The organism is Dorea hominis (assembly GCF_014287705.1).
Taxonomy (GTDB): domain Bacteria; phylum Bacillota; class Clostridia; order Lachnospirales; family Lachnospiraceae; genus Dorea_D; species Dorea_D hominis.
Genome location: NZ_JACOOY010000004.1, coordinates 46,713 through 61,822, shown reverse-complemented (window position 1 = coordinate 61,822; position 15,110 = coordinate 46,713). Strand labels below are relative to the sequence as shown.

The 15,110-nt window shown below is 40.5% G+C and carries 14 protein-coding genes; 9 read left to right on the top strand and 5 right to left on the bottom strand.

Annotated elements, in window-relative coordinates; translation table 11 throughout:
- Positions 1-193 precede the first annotated feature (193 nt).
- The 7 genes from H8S07_RS04015 to H8S07_RS03985 all read left to right on the top strand — a co-directional run bounded on the left by H8S07_RS04015 (position 194) and on the right by H8S07_RS03985 (position 7,657).
- On the top strand, positions 194-1,003 hold the full coding sequence (locus tag H8S07_RS04015) for a helix-turn-helix transcriptional regulator (protein ID WP_186855470.1): 810 nt from the start codon (positions 194-196) through the stop codon (positions 1,001-1,003).
- Between the two features lie 51 nt (positions 1,004-1,054).
- Positions 1,055-1,987, top strand: a complete 933-nt coding sequence (locus tag H8S07_RS04010; protein WP_186855469.1) for an AraC family transcriptional regulator — start codon at positions 1,055-1,057, stop codon at positions 1,985-1,987.
- Positions 1,988-2,159: 172 nt separating this feature from the next.
- Positions 2,160-3,578, top strand: coding sequence for a melibiose:sodium transporter MelB (gene melB, locus H8S07_RS04005; protein ID WP_186855468.1), 1,419 nt, complete (start codon positions 2,160-2,162; stop codon positions 3,576-3,578).
- A gap of 23 nt (positions 3,579-3,601) precedes the next feature.
- Positions 3,602-5,833 carry an alpha-galactosidase gene (locus H8S07_RS04000; RefSeq protein WP_186855467.1) on the top strand — a complete coding sequence of 744 codons (2,232 nt, stop codon included), beginning with the start codon at positions 3,602-3,604 and terminating at the stop codon, positions 5,831-5,833.
- A 15-nt stretch (positions 5,834-5,848) separates the two neighbouring features.
- On the top strand, positions 5,849-6,472 hold the full coding sequence (locus H8S07_RS03995) for a YczE/YyaS/YitT family protein (RefSeq protein WP_186855466.1): 624 nt from the start codon (positions 5,849-5,851) through the stop codon (positions 6,470-6,472).
- A 187-nt stretch (positions 6,473-6,659) separates the two neighbouring features.
- Positions 6,660-7,307, top strand: coding sequence for a DUF4317 family protein (locus H8S07_RS03990; RefSeq protein ID WP_186855465.1), 648 nt, complete (start codon positions 6,660-6,662; stop codon positions 7,305-7,307).
- Between the two features lie 80 nt (positions 7,308-7,387).
- Positions 7,388-7,657: an FmdB family zinc ribbon protein gene (locus tag H8S07_RS03985; protein WP_186855464.1), complete on the top strand. Its 270-nt coding sequence runs from the start codon at positions 7,388-7,390 to the stop codon at positions 7,655-7,657.
- A 155-nt stretch (positions 7,658-7,812) separates the two neighbouring features.
- On the opposite strand, the gene H8S07_RS03980 is transcribed toward H8S07_RS03985, so the two are convergent.
- Positions 7,813-8,850, bottom strand: coding sequence for a DNA/RNA non-specific endonuclease (locus H8S07_RS03980; RefSeq protein ID WP_186855463.1), 1,038 nt, complete (start codon positions 8,848-8,850; stop codon positions 7,813-7,815).
- Positions 8,847-9,254, bottom strand: a complete 408-nt coding sequence (locus tag H8S07_RS03975) for a ribonuclease Z (protein ID WP_117537052.1) — start codon at positions 9,252-9,254, stop codon at positions 8,847-8,849. The genes H8S07_RS03980 and H8S07_RS03975 overlap by 4 nt, the downstream gene beginning before the upstream one ends.
- 84 nt (positions 9,255-9,338) lie before the next feature.
- Between H8S07_RS03975 and H8S07_RS03970 the strand changes: the two genes are divergently transcribed.
- On the top strand, positions 9,339-9,668 hold the full coding sequence (locus tag H8S07_RS03970; RefSeq protein WP_186855462.1) for a C-GCAxxG-C-C family protein: 330 nt from the start codon (positions 9,339-9,341) through the stop codon (positions 9,666-9,668).
- Between the two features lie 62 nt (positions 9,669-9,730).
- Here the strand turns inward: H8S07_RS03970 and H8S07_RS03965 are convergent, their stop codons facing one another.
- Complete coding sequence (locus H8S07_RS03965; RefSeq protein ID WP_186855461.1) at positions 9,731-10,504, bottom strand: class I SAM-dependent methyltransferase; 774 nt, start codon at positions 10,502-10,504, stop codon at positions 9,731-9,733.
- A gap of 185 nt (positions 10,505-10,689) precedes the next feature.
- Between H8S07_RS03965 and H8S07_RS03960 the strand changes: the two genes are divergently transcribed.
- Entirely contained in the window at positions 10,690-12,270 is a 1,581-nt protein-coding gene (locus H8S07_RS03960) for a glucose-6-phosphate isomerase (RefSeq protein ID WP_186855460.1), read from the top strand.
- Positions 12,271-12,522: 252 nt separating this feature from the next.
- Here the strand turns inward: H8S07_RS03960 and H8S07_RS03955 are convergent, their stop codons facing one another.
- Together H8S07_RS03955 and H8S07_RS03950 are read right to left on the bottom strand one after the other, a co-directional pair.
- A complete protein-coding gene (locus H8S07_RS03955) occupies positions 12,523-13,506 on the bottom strand; it encodes a calcium/sodium antiporter (protein WP_186855459.1) in 984 nt (327 codons plus the stop codon).
- A 459-nt stretch (positions 13,507-13,965) separates the two neighbouring features.
- On the bottom strand, positions 13,966-15,039 hold the full coding sequence (locus H8S07_RS03950) for a PTS sugar transporter subunit IIC (RefSeq protein WP_021859656.1): 1,074 nt from the start codon (positions 15,037-15,039) through the stop codon (positions 13,966-13,968).
- Positions 15,040-15,110 lie beyond the last annotated feature (71 nt).

Here is a 15,110-nt window from a genome sequence, read left to right as displayed (position 1 = left end):
TAATTTTTAATTCTTTTCATCATATCGATTCACTCCTTTCTCTTGATTACATGGTCATTATAAGATGAAAATACAGATAATGCTTGCCAAATCGGACAAAAAAGTAGACAAATATTGCATTTCAAATATCAAAGTGATAACCTTGGATACAGAGTAAAGCAAAGCAGAAAATAAAAGAGGCGGACAAGAGATTATGCATTTACAATATAAAAATACAAAACAGAATATCCAGGCAGTGCAGAAGAGGGCACGTCACGTTGCGCCGCATCTTCACAATACGCTGGAGCTTGTTTATGTGACGGAAGGAACGCTGGAGCTGGGTGTCGGACAGGAGCTTTATCATCTGGAAACAGGAGACATGGGAATTATATTTCCGGATATCATCCACCATTATCAGGTATTTGGCGCAGATGCACATAAAATTTATCTTGTAAATATAGCGGCAGGAAGTATCGGATTCTTCGGTGAAGAGTTACAGAAATATGCACCTGTCATGCCAGTGATCAAAAGGAGCGAACTGGGAGAAGAGGTTATTCATGCGCTGTACCGCATGATGTTGACGCAGGAATGGGAGTTCACGATTCTGCAAGCGTATTTACAGATCGTGCTTGCAAGATGTGTACCGCTTCTGGATCTGGATGAAAAATCCAAGGTTGGAAGTGATGATCTGATCTATCAGACAGTAGCATATATTTCCGGACATTTCAGGGAAAATATAACGTTGGATAAGATGGCACAGGATCTGTGCGTAAGTAAATATGCGATTTCCCGTGTGTTTTCGGGAACATTTCACAACAATTTTAATCAGTATGTAAATGATGCGAGAATCCGCTATGCATGTTCGCGACTGGAAAATACCCGGGATTCAATCATAGAAATCTGCCTGGACAGCGGATTTGAAAGCCAGCGGACGTTTAACCGTGCATTCAAAGAGCGTTACCGGATGTCACCGAGCGAATATCGGAAAAAATGGAGAGAACATTCCGGTGTTATCAGTTTGTAAAAATGAAAAGAACATCCAGTTATTTTGTGTTTGTAAAAAGAGGACGTTATTATGGAAGATGCTTATGTATTGCAATTATTAAAACCCAAATTTAAAGATTTTCATTTAAGTTTTTGTGGCTATGCAGAATGTGAACCTCTGCATAGCTATGGACCGGCCTCCAGGCCTAATTATATATTACATTATGTAATGAAAGGGAAAGGCATCTATCAGGTGGGGGAAAACAAGTATCATCTGTCAGAAGGACAGGCATTTTTAATTGAACCGGAAAGTCTGACGTTTTATCAGGCAGACAAGGAAGAACCGTGGGCATATCTATGGGTCGGATTTGGGGGGACAGAAGCTTCCAGATTCGTGCGGGATTTGGGACTAAACGGGCGACAACTGACCTGTGAATGTGAATATGGAGATGAATTAAAAGAAATCGTTTTTGAAATGCTTCGTCATACCCAGTCAACAGCAGAAAATCTGTATTATCTCCAGGGAAAGTTGTATCAGTTTTTTTCGGTGCTGGCACGAGGCATTGAGATTAAAGAATATGCAGATAATACAAAAGAAAGCATGCATGTACAGGAAGCGATTGATTATATTAAAAATTCTTATTCGCAAGGTATCACAGTTGCAGATATAGCAGAATATCTGGCATTAAACCGAAGTTATTTATATACAATTTTTATGAACAGCCTTGGAATTTCGCCAAAAGATTTTCTGACAGAATTTCGGATCTCAAGAGGAAAAGAACAGCTCGTACTTACGGAACAGTCGATTGAAGACATTGCAGTTTCCTGTGGGTATCGCAATTCGCTGGCATTTGGAAAAGTATTCAAACAGAAAATAGGAATGACACCAAGTGTATATCGGAACAGTAACCGTAAGAAGGCGAGAACAAGACTGATTTCTGCACAAAATGAATTGGAAGAATATCAAAAACATAAAAAGATTTATGTAAAAGATATTGAGAAAAATAAAGAAAGTAATAGATAAAATGTTCTGAAAGACATCATGTACCTAACATTTGGGATATTATTCTTAACAAAATGGTATAACGGATGTCTTTTTTTTCGCGTTATACTTGCATTATGGAAAAAAGGAACAAGTGCACAAGATTCCTCACTCAGATAACAAATAAATAAAGGAATATTAGAGGAGGAGAATTATGGCGACTCAAAAAGAAAATCAGAGAAATCCGCAGTATAAATACGCATCTACGAGAGAAAAATTATGTTTTGGTATTGGAGCTATTGGCAAAGATGCCATCTGTAATCTGGTAGGAGCATTTTTAATGCTTTATTTTACAGATACTTTGTATCTGGCACCGGCATTTGTCGGAGTACTGTTTTTTGTAGCAAGAATCTGGGATGCAATCAATGATCCGATGATGGGAATGATCGTAGATAATACACATACTCGGTTTGGTAAATTTAGAATCTGGCTGGTGATCGGAACGTTAGTGAATTCCGTTGTATTTGTTTTACTGTTCCATAGCTTTCATTTATCAGGAACTGCCTTGTATGTATATGTATCTGTAATGTATATTTTATACGGAATGACTTATACCGTTATGGATGTTCCATATTGGTCATGGCTTCCAAACTTGACCAATGATCCGCATGAACGTGAAAAAGTATCTGTCATTCCGAGATTTTTTGCAAGTCTTGCAGGATTCTCAGTAGCAACATTTGGTCTTTATATTATTAATCATCTGAATAAGCTTGCAGGAGAAAGTAATCTTTATGCAGAAAAAGGATACACTTTATTTGCTATTATTATCGCAGTCGTATTTATCATTACGATCGGTATTACAGTATTCAATGTAAAAGAAGAATCTACAGTTGGTGCATCAGCAGAAAAAACAAGTTTGAAACAGGCATTTCACGTAATTGTGAAAAATGATCAGCTGCTTGCTTTTATAGGTTTGCTTCTGACATTTAATCTTTGTACACAGATTGCAAAAAGTTTTGCTGTTTATTATTTCAAATGCGTTTGCCATGATGAATATTTGTATTCTATTTTTGGATTTGCGATCATCGCTGAAATGGCCGGACTTGTATTTTTCCCGAAAATCGCCAGCAAGATCAGCCGTGAAAAAGTGTATGCATTTGCATGTGGACTTCCGGTTGCGGGTTTCATCCTTCTTGGAATAGCAGGATATGTTGCTCCGCAGAGCAAGGTATTGGTTGTAATCTGTTGTGCACTGCTGTTCTTTGGTTCAGGACTTTCACTTGGTGTAACAACTTGCTGTATGGCAGATGTAATTGATTATGGAGAAGTAAAATTCGGAGTACGTAATGAAAGTGTAACTTGTTCTGCACAGACATTTCTTATGAAGGCAGCAACAGCTGCCGCAGGTGGATTAACCGGAATCGGACTTCAGATAGTAGGATACAATGCAAAAGCAACAGCTCAAAGTGCAGGAACCGTATTAGGAATCCGCGTATTGATGATTATCATTCCGATTATTCTCGCAATTGTTAGTTTTGGTATTTACAAAAAATATTATATTTTAAAAGATGAGAAGATGGAAGAAGTTACAAGGAAAGTAAACGAAATGCATGCCAGAAAGCAGGATGCATAATTTAAATATAAAAGAGGTAGTTTATGAGAAAAATTATTTTCCATAAGGAAACAAAAACATTTCATTTATATAATGACAAAATCAGCTATATTTTATGTGTATTAGATAATGGACATTTAGGACAACTGTATTTTGGTAAACGAATTCATGATAAGGCAGATTTCTCCTATTTGGTGGAAAAATGTGGACGACCAATGACATCTTATATTTATGAGTGGGATCGTAGTTTCTCGTTGGAACATATCAGACAGGAATATCCGGTTTATGGGACAACAGATTACAGACATCCGGCAATAGAGTTATTGCAGGAAAATGGAAGCAGAATCAGTGAATTTCAGTATGATGGATATGAGATCTCATCCGGGAAACCGAAACTTTCCGGACTTCCGGCAACTTACACAGAAGCAGAAGAAGAAGCACAGACACTGCGTGTTTTCCTGAAAGATTCTTTGACAGGTGCTCAGCTGGAGTTATTATATACTATTTTTGAACAATACAGTGCAATAGCAAGAAGTGCACGTTTAAAAAATAGTGGAAATCAGAATTTACATATATTAAATATGATGAGCTTAAGTCTGGATCTTCCGGACAAGGATTATATATGGATGCAGTTATCCGGTGCATGGTCAAGAGAGCGTTATGTGAAAAACAGAGTTTTAGAACAGGGAATTACAGCAATCGATAGTATGCGTGGAAATTCCTCTCATGAGCATAATCCATTTATGGTATTGAAACGAGAGAATACAGATGAAAATGTAGGAGAAGCCATTGGTGTTAGCCTTATATACAGTGGAAATTTTCGGATACAGGCAGAAGTGGATACCCATGATGTTACAAGAATTACAGCAGGTATTAATCCGACAGGATTTGATTGGAAATTAGAACCTATGGAGAGTTTTCAGACGCCTGAAGCAATGCTTGTATATAGTGATCAGGGACTGAATGGAATGAGTCAGACTTTTCAGAAATTATATGCCAAAAGGCTGGCAAGAGGCTATTGGAGAGATCGGACCAGACCAATTTTGAATAATAATTGGGAAGCAACTTATTTTGACTTTACGGAAGATCGGCTTGTTGAGATCGCCGGAAAAGCTAAAGAATGCGGAGTTGAATTATTTGTACTGGATGACGGATGGTTTGGCGCAAGAAGAAATGACAGAGCCGGTCTTGGTGACTGGGTAGCAAATCCGGATCTTTTACCAAATGGGATAAAAGGCTTAGCTGAAAGAATTGAGAATCTGGGGATGAAATTCGGTCTCTGGTTTGAACCGGAAATGGTAAACAAAGATTCAGATTTATATCGTACACATCCGGACTGGATCATTCAGACCCCGGGAAGAAATACTTCTCATGGAAGATATCAGTATGTACTGGATTTTTCAAGAAAAGAAGTTGTGGATTGTATTTATAATATGATGAAAAAATTATTGTCAGAAGCTAAGATATCTTATATCAAATGGGATATGAATCGCAGCATTACAGAGTGTTACAGTGTAAAACTTCCGGCAGACAGGCAGGGAGAGATATTTCACCGTTATATTTTAGGCGTATATGATTTATATGAACGTCTGACAATGGCATTTCCGGAAGTATTATTTGAATCCTGCGCGAGTGGTGGCGGAAGGTTTGATCCTGGCATGTTATATTATGCTCCGCAGGGATGGACAAGCGACGATTCAGATGCAATTGAACGTCTGAAGATTCAATATGGGACTTCTATGTGTTATCCACTCAGCAGTATGGGAAGTCATGTATCGGTTGTTCCGAATCATCAGGTATTTCGTAATACTCCGTTACATACCCGTGCGAATGTTGCATATTTTGGAACCTTTGGATATGAGCTGGATCTGAATAAATTAACAGAGGAAGAAATCAAAGAAGTAAAAGAACAGATTGTATTTATGAAAGAATACAGAGAGGTGTTGCAGTTCGGAACATTTTACAGATTGAAGAGTCCGTTTGATGGAAATGAAACTGTCTGGATGGTGACCAATGAAGATCGTACACTTGCGATTGTAGGTTATTACCGTGTGTTAAATGGAGTTAATCAACCGTATAGTCGTGTCCGTTTACAGGGACTGAATCCGGATATGCTTTATGAAAATGTCTGGAATCACACAGAAAATTATGGAGATGAGCTGATGAACTTTGGACTTATCACCTCTGATGTAACAGCAGGAGAAGTGCCGGGAGATGCTGTCCCGTGTACGGATTTTGAATCAAGAATATATATGTTAAAAGGGAAAAAGGAGTAGGAGGAAAGAAGAACAATGAAAATAACAAAACGGGCTGGGATGATGATTTTAGGAATCTTGTTTATTGGTCTGTGTGTGTCTTTCCTTCGTTTGTCCGGGTTTGGCGTAGACCCTTTCAGTGCAATGAATCTTGGAATCAGTGGATTTATCGGCTGGAGTTTTGGAACATGGCAGTTATTGATGAATGCAGTGATTCTTGTAATTGTATTTTTCCAGGCAAGGCACTGCATTGGTGCAGGAACTATCATTAATATGATTTTTGTCGGATATATCGCAGATTTTGTTTGTTGGCTGGCACAGGATGTAGTACAGATAGAAATGTCTCTTCCGCTTCGTATAATTGCGCTTGTACTCGCCCAGTTAATGGCATCAATGGGAGTTGCATTATATATGGTTGCGGATATGGGAATTGCACCATATGACAGTGTGGCAATCATTATTGAAAAGCTGACACATCAGAAAATTCCATTTCATAAAGCAAGAGTACTTTCAGATGTGGTTGTAGTAATTGTTGGAATTGCATTTGCAATCGCATCAGGAGCAGGAATCTGGGCTGTTGCAGGAATTGGTACAGTGATTAATGCATGTTTCAACGGACCTTTGATTCAGTTTTTTAAAACAAAACTTGAAAAAATGTAAAGATTCCTGTAAAGAAATGTAATAAAAATTTATAACCCCGCAATAAAAAGGAAAAAGAATTGAATTTAAAAGGTTCTTCTATGATCGAATAAAAATCATAGGAGAACTTTTTTTGCAAAAACAGGATTGCGAGGCAGAAAGGCTACGTTTATAATAAAGAATAGAGAATATAAGGGGAAAAAGACAGATGGCAGAAGAGTTAAAAACGAGAAGAATAAACCGGGAGGATATGCTGGAGCTGACGCGTCGCATGACAATAAGCCGTAACTGTTTTTCGAGAGTTGTAGGAGCGTATTTTGATGAAGAAGGATATGTGGATGGTACATTTAATATTCATTTCTTGAAATTATCAAAAGCGGATCAGGGAAAAAATTTGAAGCTTGCAAAGGCAATCCCGTTTGCAGATACAAACAGGCAATTAAAAGAATATGTATTTCCGAAGACGGCAAAAAAGCCGGGAAGTATTTGGCAGCTTCTGATGGCATTGAAAGAGTGTGAACTCAAAAATGACGGACTTCTGGAAACATTTTACGAAATCCTGGGAGAGAAGCTTAACCAAAACAGGGAATATGGATTTTATCTGTTTTATGGCTGCTATGATGTGCCGAGAAAAGGCAACGACAAGACAGAACAGTGGGAATCCGAAGAAGTATATCCGTTCCTGACAGGTGTATTTGCGCCGGTCAGTGGAGATTACGAGATGGGCGAGCCGCAGTTTGGCTTTTTATTTCCGGCATTTTCGGACCGGAGTGGAGATTCCGGAGCGATTGCATGGTATGAGAAGAATGCAGGCAGACCACATGAGGAATTCTTACAGCTGTTGCAATTAATGTGATTACAGAGTTTGTGCTTGATTCTGACAGAAGATAGAAAAATCAGCAAAAGACAGAAGTATTATTTAAAGGGGGATAAAAGATGTATTATGTACCTGATGGCACACAGATGTGTGGCTATTATGAATGTGAAGAGTGTGGGAACCGTTTCTTATCACTTACGGTAAGACCACAGATGGTCTGTCCGGCATGCGGTGAGCAGCCGGATATGGAGATCGGCCCGGATGAGCCGATGCCTGTAATAGAAGAAACGGCAAAATTATTACAGGTAATCCAGGGCGAAGATGAAGTAGAGAAAATGGATGCTTTGCTTTCCCTTGCAGTAACAGGCGGAAATGAAGAGTGGATATAACGAGCATAAAATACAGCAAAATCCTGATAGTTTCCACCCGGTAACGATTAGATAAAAAAGAGGAAAGTAAAAAACCGCATTGCAGCAAGTTTAATCGCTACTGTAATGCGGTTTTATAATTTTTATAATATTCGGAAAAGCCACCCGTGACAGTATCACGGGTTACAGTTCTTGCACGGCTCATACCCCGAATTGATGAGCTCAGAGCGTTTCCCGGTATATGTTTTCTTATTCTTATCTTTCATCATCTTCACGCTCCGGCAGTCCGGTTTGTGAAATTTGTTCGTGTTCTCGTTAATGATGTAAGTTCCTTTTGCGGAACTCTGTCCGGAACGGCGTGAATCTTTCGCAGAGCTGTCGCCAGTCTCATAATCAATCTTGATTCCCGGCTGTACGTTATACACATATACGCAGTAGGAAATGCCTTTGCCTTTGTCCTCAACAGATTCCGCTTCCATCAGTACACCGTCAGCCAGTAAGTTTTCATCCGTATATATCGGCGTTACCCGGTACAGAACGTGGTTGTTTGTCTCTTTTACATAGTCAGCAACCATATTTTCAAAAGGCAGCATGCCATCTACATTCAGATAGCGCGTTCCGGTCATGAGATTACTTTCGTTCGCATTTTCAGCGGTGAGCTGATAACCGATCAGATGACAGCGGTTGTAGAGGTATTTGCCGTCTACGTTGTTGTACTTCACTGTGTGCCAGCCGGAAGGTTTGACCATACCGATCCGTCCGCGCTTTTCCGTTGGCATGGTTGCTTTGCAGACATTGGCATAAGCAGTGCGGCAGCGGCCGAGCGCATCTAATTTGCTGTACTTCTCAAAGACTTTTTTCGTCAGGTCCGACTTCTTAAAAAACGGTACATTGTTATGAACTTTGATATAAGGCGAACCAGAGTACTTCGGTATCTTAGAAGTACTTACAGCCGAAGTTTTTGCCTTAGAAGCGGCAGCCTTTGTCTTGCCTGCGGTATCAGAACCGGCAGTATTACCGGAATCCGCCTGTGCAGATGTATCATCCGAACTGTCTTCGGCATTCGTATTTTGATCTTCAGATGAAGCAGATTCCTGCGTAGTCGTTTCTTTAGAAGACGAAGACTGTGAACTGTCCCCGGCATCCGCACAGCCACCGAGCACCAGCACACCGGCAAGTATAATATTTGCAAGTAATAACTTTAATTTTTTCATCTTGTCCATATCTCTCTCGTTATCTTATCGTGTGAAAATCCCTTGAACTCCTTCTGGTCTGCCAGAGTCCAGCCGTGCAGATCAATGTCAAAATAATAATCAGCCGGGTAAACACGATTCCAGTGATACAGAACAATCTCATCCAGTCTCGATTCATCAATCAAATATTGTCCGTTTTCAATAAAACAATAGTCGTTGTCATCTGCCTGGATCAGAAAATTATTTGCAACCTGGATCCGGGATGTATCGTCCGTTTCAAACTGTTCAAGACTGTATTCATTCATCCAGATCCGTTCCGGCATCGTATAGGCAAGAATGTCATGACGCACTTCGCGGTCCTTCGACTGACGACGCCGGTTGAACATCATGCCATTGTTGTCATCAACGCAAATAATAAGTTTCATGTAAGCTCCCCTTTCCCTTACTAATGGTAGTGGTTTTATTATACCACAGATGACGAAACTATGTTCGTATAAATTTTACCAGAAATGAATCGTTTAAAATTAAAAGTTGCACTTGTGCTTTCCGGAAGAAGTCACAACTATGAATTCGAGCGAGTGGTATTTACAGCCGCCAATAAATTACATCAGAAATTCCGGGAACATCATAAATCCATGTGTTGCCGAGTGCTGACAAATAATTTCACATGGAATACAGCAGAACATAAATTAAACTGTGAAGATCTGGTTCGAGATGCAGCATTAATTATAGAGTCCATTATTCAGACAGATCTGAAAGCATATTTGCCGGAAAATGGTGGGAAAAAACCGGATGCCAGAGCAAGAATCCATAGAAATTCTGACAGCATCCGTATTTAGTATATCAGAAAATGTATAGGACGGAACCGGCTTAAACGATTGTACCGGGATGCATTTCGATATTATTTCCTGAGAATATCTACAGTATGAGATCCGGCACCGACAAGCTCCGGACGTTCACATATGGTCAGATGATAACGGATAAATGCTTCAAATGTGGCTTCATCCATTGCATTTAATACCGGACGCATATAATCCGAAGGACCGTCGGCTGAAATGACCTTAATCCGTTTCAGACCGGCGGCTTTATTATAGGCATCCATATCTTCAAGCCGTACATAATCATAGAGATCTTCCGCTTCCGGCTGTACACGGAAATCTTTGCTGATCTTGCCATTTTCCAGACATTCGAGAATGTGATTCTGCCTGAACCCGTAAGTCAGGATACTGTATTCATTCATGCAGTATGCAACAAGCATGACACCATCATCTTTCAGAACACGTTTCGCTTCTTTCAAAGCCTGTACTTTCTCTTCTGTCGTGAGCAGATGATACATCGGCCCAAAGACAAGCACCATGTCAAATTCTTTGTCCGGGAACCGTGAAAGCTTCAGGGCATTTCCCTGATAAGCTTTGACGGTACTGTTTTTCTGCTTTAAAATCCCAAGATTGTATTTTACAAGCTCGACAGCCGTAACATCGTAGCCTTCTTCGGCGAGTGCGACACTGTAACGTCCGGTTCCTGCGCCGACATCCAATATTTTCGCATGAGGATCATCCGGCAAATAGGCATGGATATATTTCATGGAAGTTGTAAATTCTACCTGCCCGTGCCGGCTATTCAGACGCTTCTCTTCATTAAATTTATTATAGTATTTTTCTAATTCTGTCATCATAGTAAATAAGGCTCCTTCATAAGTCGCTGAGTTCGTTTAAAAGTATAGCATATTCTGAGGATTTTGAGAGAAAATCACAGAATTTTTACCATTTTCTTGGGAGGTTTGAAAAGTTAGATTCGGTATGGTATGCTAGAAAGGTAAAAGATAGAGAACAAGTAAGAATAAAGGAGGAATCTATCACTATGATAAATTGGAAGAACACAGATACCCTGGCTTCTTATCAGGAGCTTGCAAATGTAAAACGTGTGAATCTTGCAGAAGCAATGTCCGGTGAGCAGGGAGCAGAGCGTGTGAAAAATTACAGCGTTTCTATGACAGAGGGACTTGATTATAATTATGCTGCAAAAGAAGTAGATGATACTGTGATCGATGCACTTGCCAAACTGGCAGATGAAGCACAGCTTGTTGATAAATTCGAAGCACTTTACAACGGAGAAGTAATCAATACAGGAGAGAACCGTCTTGTACTTCATCATCTGACACGTGGACAGCTTGGAGATAAAGTAGTGGCAGACGGTGTAGATAAACGAGCATTCTATGTAGAACAGCAGGAGAAGATTGCTGATTTTGCAAACAAAGTACATGCAGGAGAGATTGTAAACGGAGCCGGCGAGAAGTTTACAACTGTCGTACAGATCGGTATCGGCGGAAGTGATCTAGGACCACGCGCAATGTATCTGGCACTTGAAAACTGGGCAAAGAAAAACGGTCTGTTTAAAATGGAAGCAAAATTTATCAGTAACGTAGACCCGGATGATGCGGCAGCAGTTCTTAATGCCATTGATGTTGCACATTCTATTTTCGTACTGGTATCCAAGTCCGGAACAACATTAGAGACCCTGACCAATGAATCTTTTGTAAAAGATGCATTAAAGAACGCAGGGCTGGATGCAAGTAAGCATATGATCGCTGTAACAAGCGAGACATCACCGCTTGCAAAGAGTGATGATTACCTTGCAGCATTCTTCATGGATGACTATATCGGAGGACGTTATTCTTCTACATCTGCAGTTGGTGGAGCTGTACTTTCACTGGCATTCGGACCGGAAGTATTTGCACAGTTCCTGGAAGGAGCAGCGGCAGCAGACAAATCTGCAACGAACAAAGATGTGCGTAAGAATGCGGCACTTCTGGATGCTATGATCGGAGTATATGAGAGAAACATCCTTGGTTATCCGGCAACAGCAGTACTGCCTTATTCACAGGCTTTAAGCCGTTTTCCGGCACATTTACAGCAGCTGGATATGGAATCCAATGGTAAATCTGTAAACCGTTTCGGAGAGCCGGTAGATTACGTGACAGGACCGGTGATCTTCGGAGAGCCTGGAACAAACGGACAGCATTCTTTCTACCAGCTTCTGCACCAGGGAACAGATATTGTACCGCTTCAGTTTATCGGATTCAAGAACAGCCAGATTGGCACAGATGTTGTGATTCAGGACAGCACAAGCCAGCAGAAATTATGTGCAAACGTTGCAGCACAGATTGTCGCATTTGCATGTGGTAAATCTGACGAAAACCGCAATAAGAACTTCGAAGGCGGACGTCCGTCAAGCATTATCATCGGAGAGAAGCTTGATCCGAAGACATTAGGTGCGCTGCTTGCTCATTATGAGAATAAAGTAATGTTCCAGGGATTTGTATGGAACCTTAACAGTTTTGACCAGGAAGGCGTACAGCTCGGAAAAGTCCTCGCAAAACGTGTACTTGCACACGAGACAGACGGAGCACTGAAAGTATTCAGCGATCTGTTGAATATTTAATATACGAAACAGTTTTAAAAGGGGGTAGTCCGAATAAGGATGCCCCTCTTTAGATATGTGTAAAATTGGATGTAGTAGCCAGATTATGAATAATGATCATGGCATCATAATAAAAGAAAAAAATCCCCACAGCTTGTACCGATTTATTAACAGAATGGATACAGGCTGTGGGGTATTATCGTTATAGAAGTGTTATTAATAAATTATGGCAACTATATTATAAAGTTGTATTATTAAATGACCCAATAGTATTTAGCGCACACAGATATAAACCATATAAGCTGCATACATCAGAAGCATAAGGATACCTTCTTTGCGGTTGATCTGCTGCCTGGTCCATGCAAATGCAAGAACGATCACGCTCATAATAATGAGCAGGATAATGTCGATGACATTTTCCATCAGGAATGAGATCGGGCTGATCACAGTTGCAATTCCGAGTACGAATAAAATATTGAAAATATCTGATCCGATGACATTGCCAAGTGCCATATCAACTTCGCCTTTTTTAGCGGCGACCAGTGAGGTGACAAGTTCCGGAAGACTGGTTCCCATAGCAACGATCGTAAGTCCGATCAGTGTCTGACTGAGTCCCATCCTGGAAGCAATGGACGATGCACCGTCAACAACGAAATCTCCGCCAAATTTGATTGCGATCATACCTCCGATAATAAAGACAAGACTCTTCCATGTTGGCAGGATTGCAATATTTTCTTCTACAAATTCAGCCTGTTCTATCTGTCCTGACTGTGCGGGATCCGAGAGAACTGCTGCACGGGCTTTCTTTGCAGACTGGATCATCCAGAGCAGATAGCCGACAAAAAGAACCAGGAAGATAATTCCGTCAATGTGTCCGAGTGTCATGCCGATATAGCCGAGTACAAGCATCAGTGCCGCACAGATGATAGAGAGCGGAAATTCCTTCTTCAGTGTATCCTGGCGGATCGTCAGAGGAGAAAATAATGCGCAGGCGCCACAGACAACCATCAAATTGAAAATGTTCGATCCGATGACATTGCTGACGGCAAGGCTGTTGTTATTTGCAAGTGACGCAGTCACGCTGACTGCACATTCCGGAAGACTGGTTCCCATAGCAACGATCGTCATACCGATGAGCATGGCAGGAACATGGAATTTCTTAGCGACAGAAGAACTTCCTTCGACAAAAAAATCCGCTCCTTTGATAAGTAACACAAATCCAATCACGAGAATCAGAATAGCTTTTAATAATTCCATTTTACGAAATCCTTTCTGAAATTTTTGAATAAATAATGTATTTTATATTTATATAATGATACCCAAATTTGGAAGCCTGAATCCACATGAGATTGCTCATGAGCGGATGAAAGACTTGCTGGACATTACATCTATTCTATTACATACAGTGCTAAAATGCAACAAAATTAGAAACCCCTGTTTTTAACAGTTATGTTACTAAAATGAGGTAGAAAAGCCATATATTCTATGGTATCATAAACAAAATATATTTTTCCTTAGAAAGAGAGAATCATTATGCAGGTAGATGAATTTGAAATATCAAAACCAATCGATCTTAAGAAGCTGTTCCGTCTGCTTGCGTAGCTTCTTGAACGGGACATAATAAGCGCAGAAAATAACAATAAAAATATCCCCATTGTGTGTGGTGCCACAATGGGGATATTTTCTATATTTTGTTGTTAAAATAAGGGGGCTTTTTTATACGCTCGGCTCAAGCGCTTCCTCAGATTCAACAGCTTCTGTAGTTTCTGCGATAATTTCTTTTACAAGTATTCCTTTCTTCTCGCGGATGTGTTTGAAAACTGTTCCGCCTATAAATCCTGCAAGTAAACCGCCTGCTGCTGCAAATGCAAGAGAGATTACAACAGTTCCCGGCGCATTAAATGCAAATGGTGCAAGAAGTCCAGGAATTGGAGAAGCTGTACCAGGCGCATTATTCACAATGTGGAATACCGCCGCTGAGATACCTGCAAGTCCGCCGCCAAAGAAATTCGAACAATAGATAGGAATTGGATTGGCAGTTACGATCGGGGCCTGTGTTAAAGGCTCTAACATAACGCCGATTACGTTACCTCTGTTACCAAGTTTCAATTTGTGGAATATCATACCGTTTGTGAAAGAACCACCAAAGCATGCAACTGCGGCAATACCCATTGGAAGTCCTGTCAGCCCTAACATGGCTGTCAGTGCCATAGAACTTAACGGTGATGTACAGATCATTTTCATAATACCACCGAGCAAGAATCCCATAACGATCGGGGACTGATCGGTTGCTGCTGAAATTGTAAGACCGATTCGTGATAATAAGATGTTCACACCCGGTTCTACACTTACAACGATAATACGTGCGATTGGAGCGACTGCAAGAGCACCAACGATTACGTTCACACCTTCCGGAAGTTTCTTTTCAATAATCGGTGCAACAAATCCTACGATATATCCTGCGATAAATCCAGGAAGGATTCCGTAACCTGCAACGGCTACACCGGCTACTACTCCGTATAACGGGTTAGCTCCCATACAGATTGGAACCATGATTGCCGCTGCAACACCACCCATGCTTCCGGATGTGGTTCCAACCTGTTTTAAAAATGAAATACCAAACAAATCTCCGCTGATATAGCTGTGAATTGCCTCGACAAGGAATGTTGCAACGGCTGCATCTGCCATACCTGACATTGCAAGCGATCCCTTCGGCATCTTAAGACTGAACAGTGAAAACACTGCTAATGTTGCGACCAATAAAGCTACACCTGATAAAACTGTTACCATACGTTACACCTCTCAACTTTCTTTGATTTAAAAATTCTATAAGTCCGTCCGTTTATTGATAGGTATAATAT

What these genes read in the sequence shown, in the direction of transcription:
- H8S07_RS03985 (WP_186855464.1), top strand. Translation starts at nt 7,388, where the DNA reads ATGTATTATGTACCTGATGGCACACAGATGTGTGGCTATTATGAATGT.
- H8S07_RS03970 (WP_186855462.1), top strand. Translation starts at nt 9,339, where the DNA reads ATGAATCGTTTAAAATTAAAAGTTGCACTTGTGCTTTCCGGAAGAAGT.
- melB (WP_186855468.1), top strand. Translation starts at nt 2,160, where the DNA reads ATGGCGACTCAAAAAGAAAATCAGAGAAATCCGCAGTATAAATACGCA.
- H8S07_RS03995 (WP_186855466.1), top strand. Translation starts at nt 5,849, where the DNA reads ATGAAAATAACAAAACGGGCTGGGATGATGATTTTAGGAATCTTGTTT.
- H8S07_RS03965 (WP_186855461.1), bottom strand. Translation starts at nt 10,504, where the DNA reads ATGATGACAGAATTAGAAAAATACTATAATAAATTTAATGAAGAGAAG.
- H8S07_RS04015 (WP_186855470.1), top strand. Translation starts at nt 194, where the DNA reads ATGCATTTACAATATAAAAATACAAAACAGAATATCCAGGCAGTGCAG.
- H8S07_RS03960 (WP_186855460.1), top strand. Translation starts at nt 10,690, where the DNA reads ATGATAAATTGGAAGAACACAGATACCCTGGCTTCTTATCAGGAGCTT.
- H8S07_RS03950 (WP_021859656.1), bottom strand. Translation starts at nt 15,039, where the DNA reads ATGGTAACAGTTTTATCAGGTGTAGCTTTATTGGTCGCAACATTAGCA.
- H8S07_RS04010 (WP_186855469.1), top strand. Translation starts at nt 1,055, where the DNA reads ATGGAAGATGCTTATGTATTGCAATTATTAAAACCCAAATTTAAAGAT.
- H8S07_RS03975 (WP_117537052.1), bottom strand. Translation starts at nt 9,254, where the DNA reads ATGAAACTTATTATTTGCGTTGATGACAACAATGGCATGATGTTCAAC.
- H8S07_RS03980 (WP_186855463.1), bottom strand. Translation starts at nt 8,850, where the DNA reads ATGAAAAAATTAAAGTTATTACTTGCAAATATTATACTTGCCGGTGTG.
- H8S07_RS04000 (WP_186855467.1), top strand. Translation starts at nt 3,602, where the DNA reads ATGAGAAAAATTATTTTCCATAAGGAAACAAAAACATTTCATTTATAT.
- H8S07_RS03955 (WP_186855459.1), bottom strand. Translation starts at nt 13,506, where the DNA reads ATGGAATTATTAAAAGCTATTCTGATTCTCGTGATTGGATTTGTGTTA.
- H8S07_RS03990 (WP_186855465.1), top strand. Translation starts at nt 6,660, where the DNA reads ATGGCAGAAGAGTTAAAAACGAGAAGAATAAACCGGGAGGATATGCTG.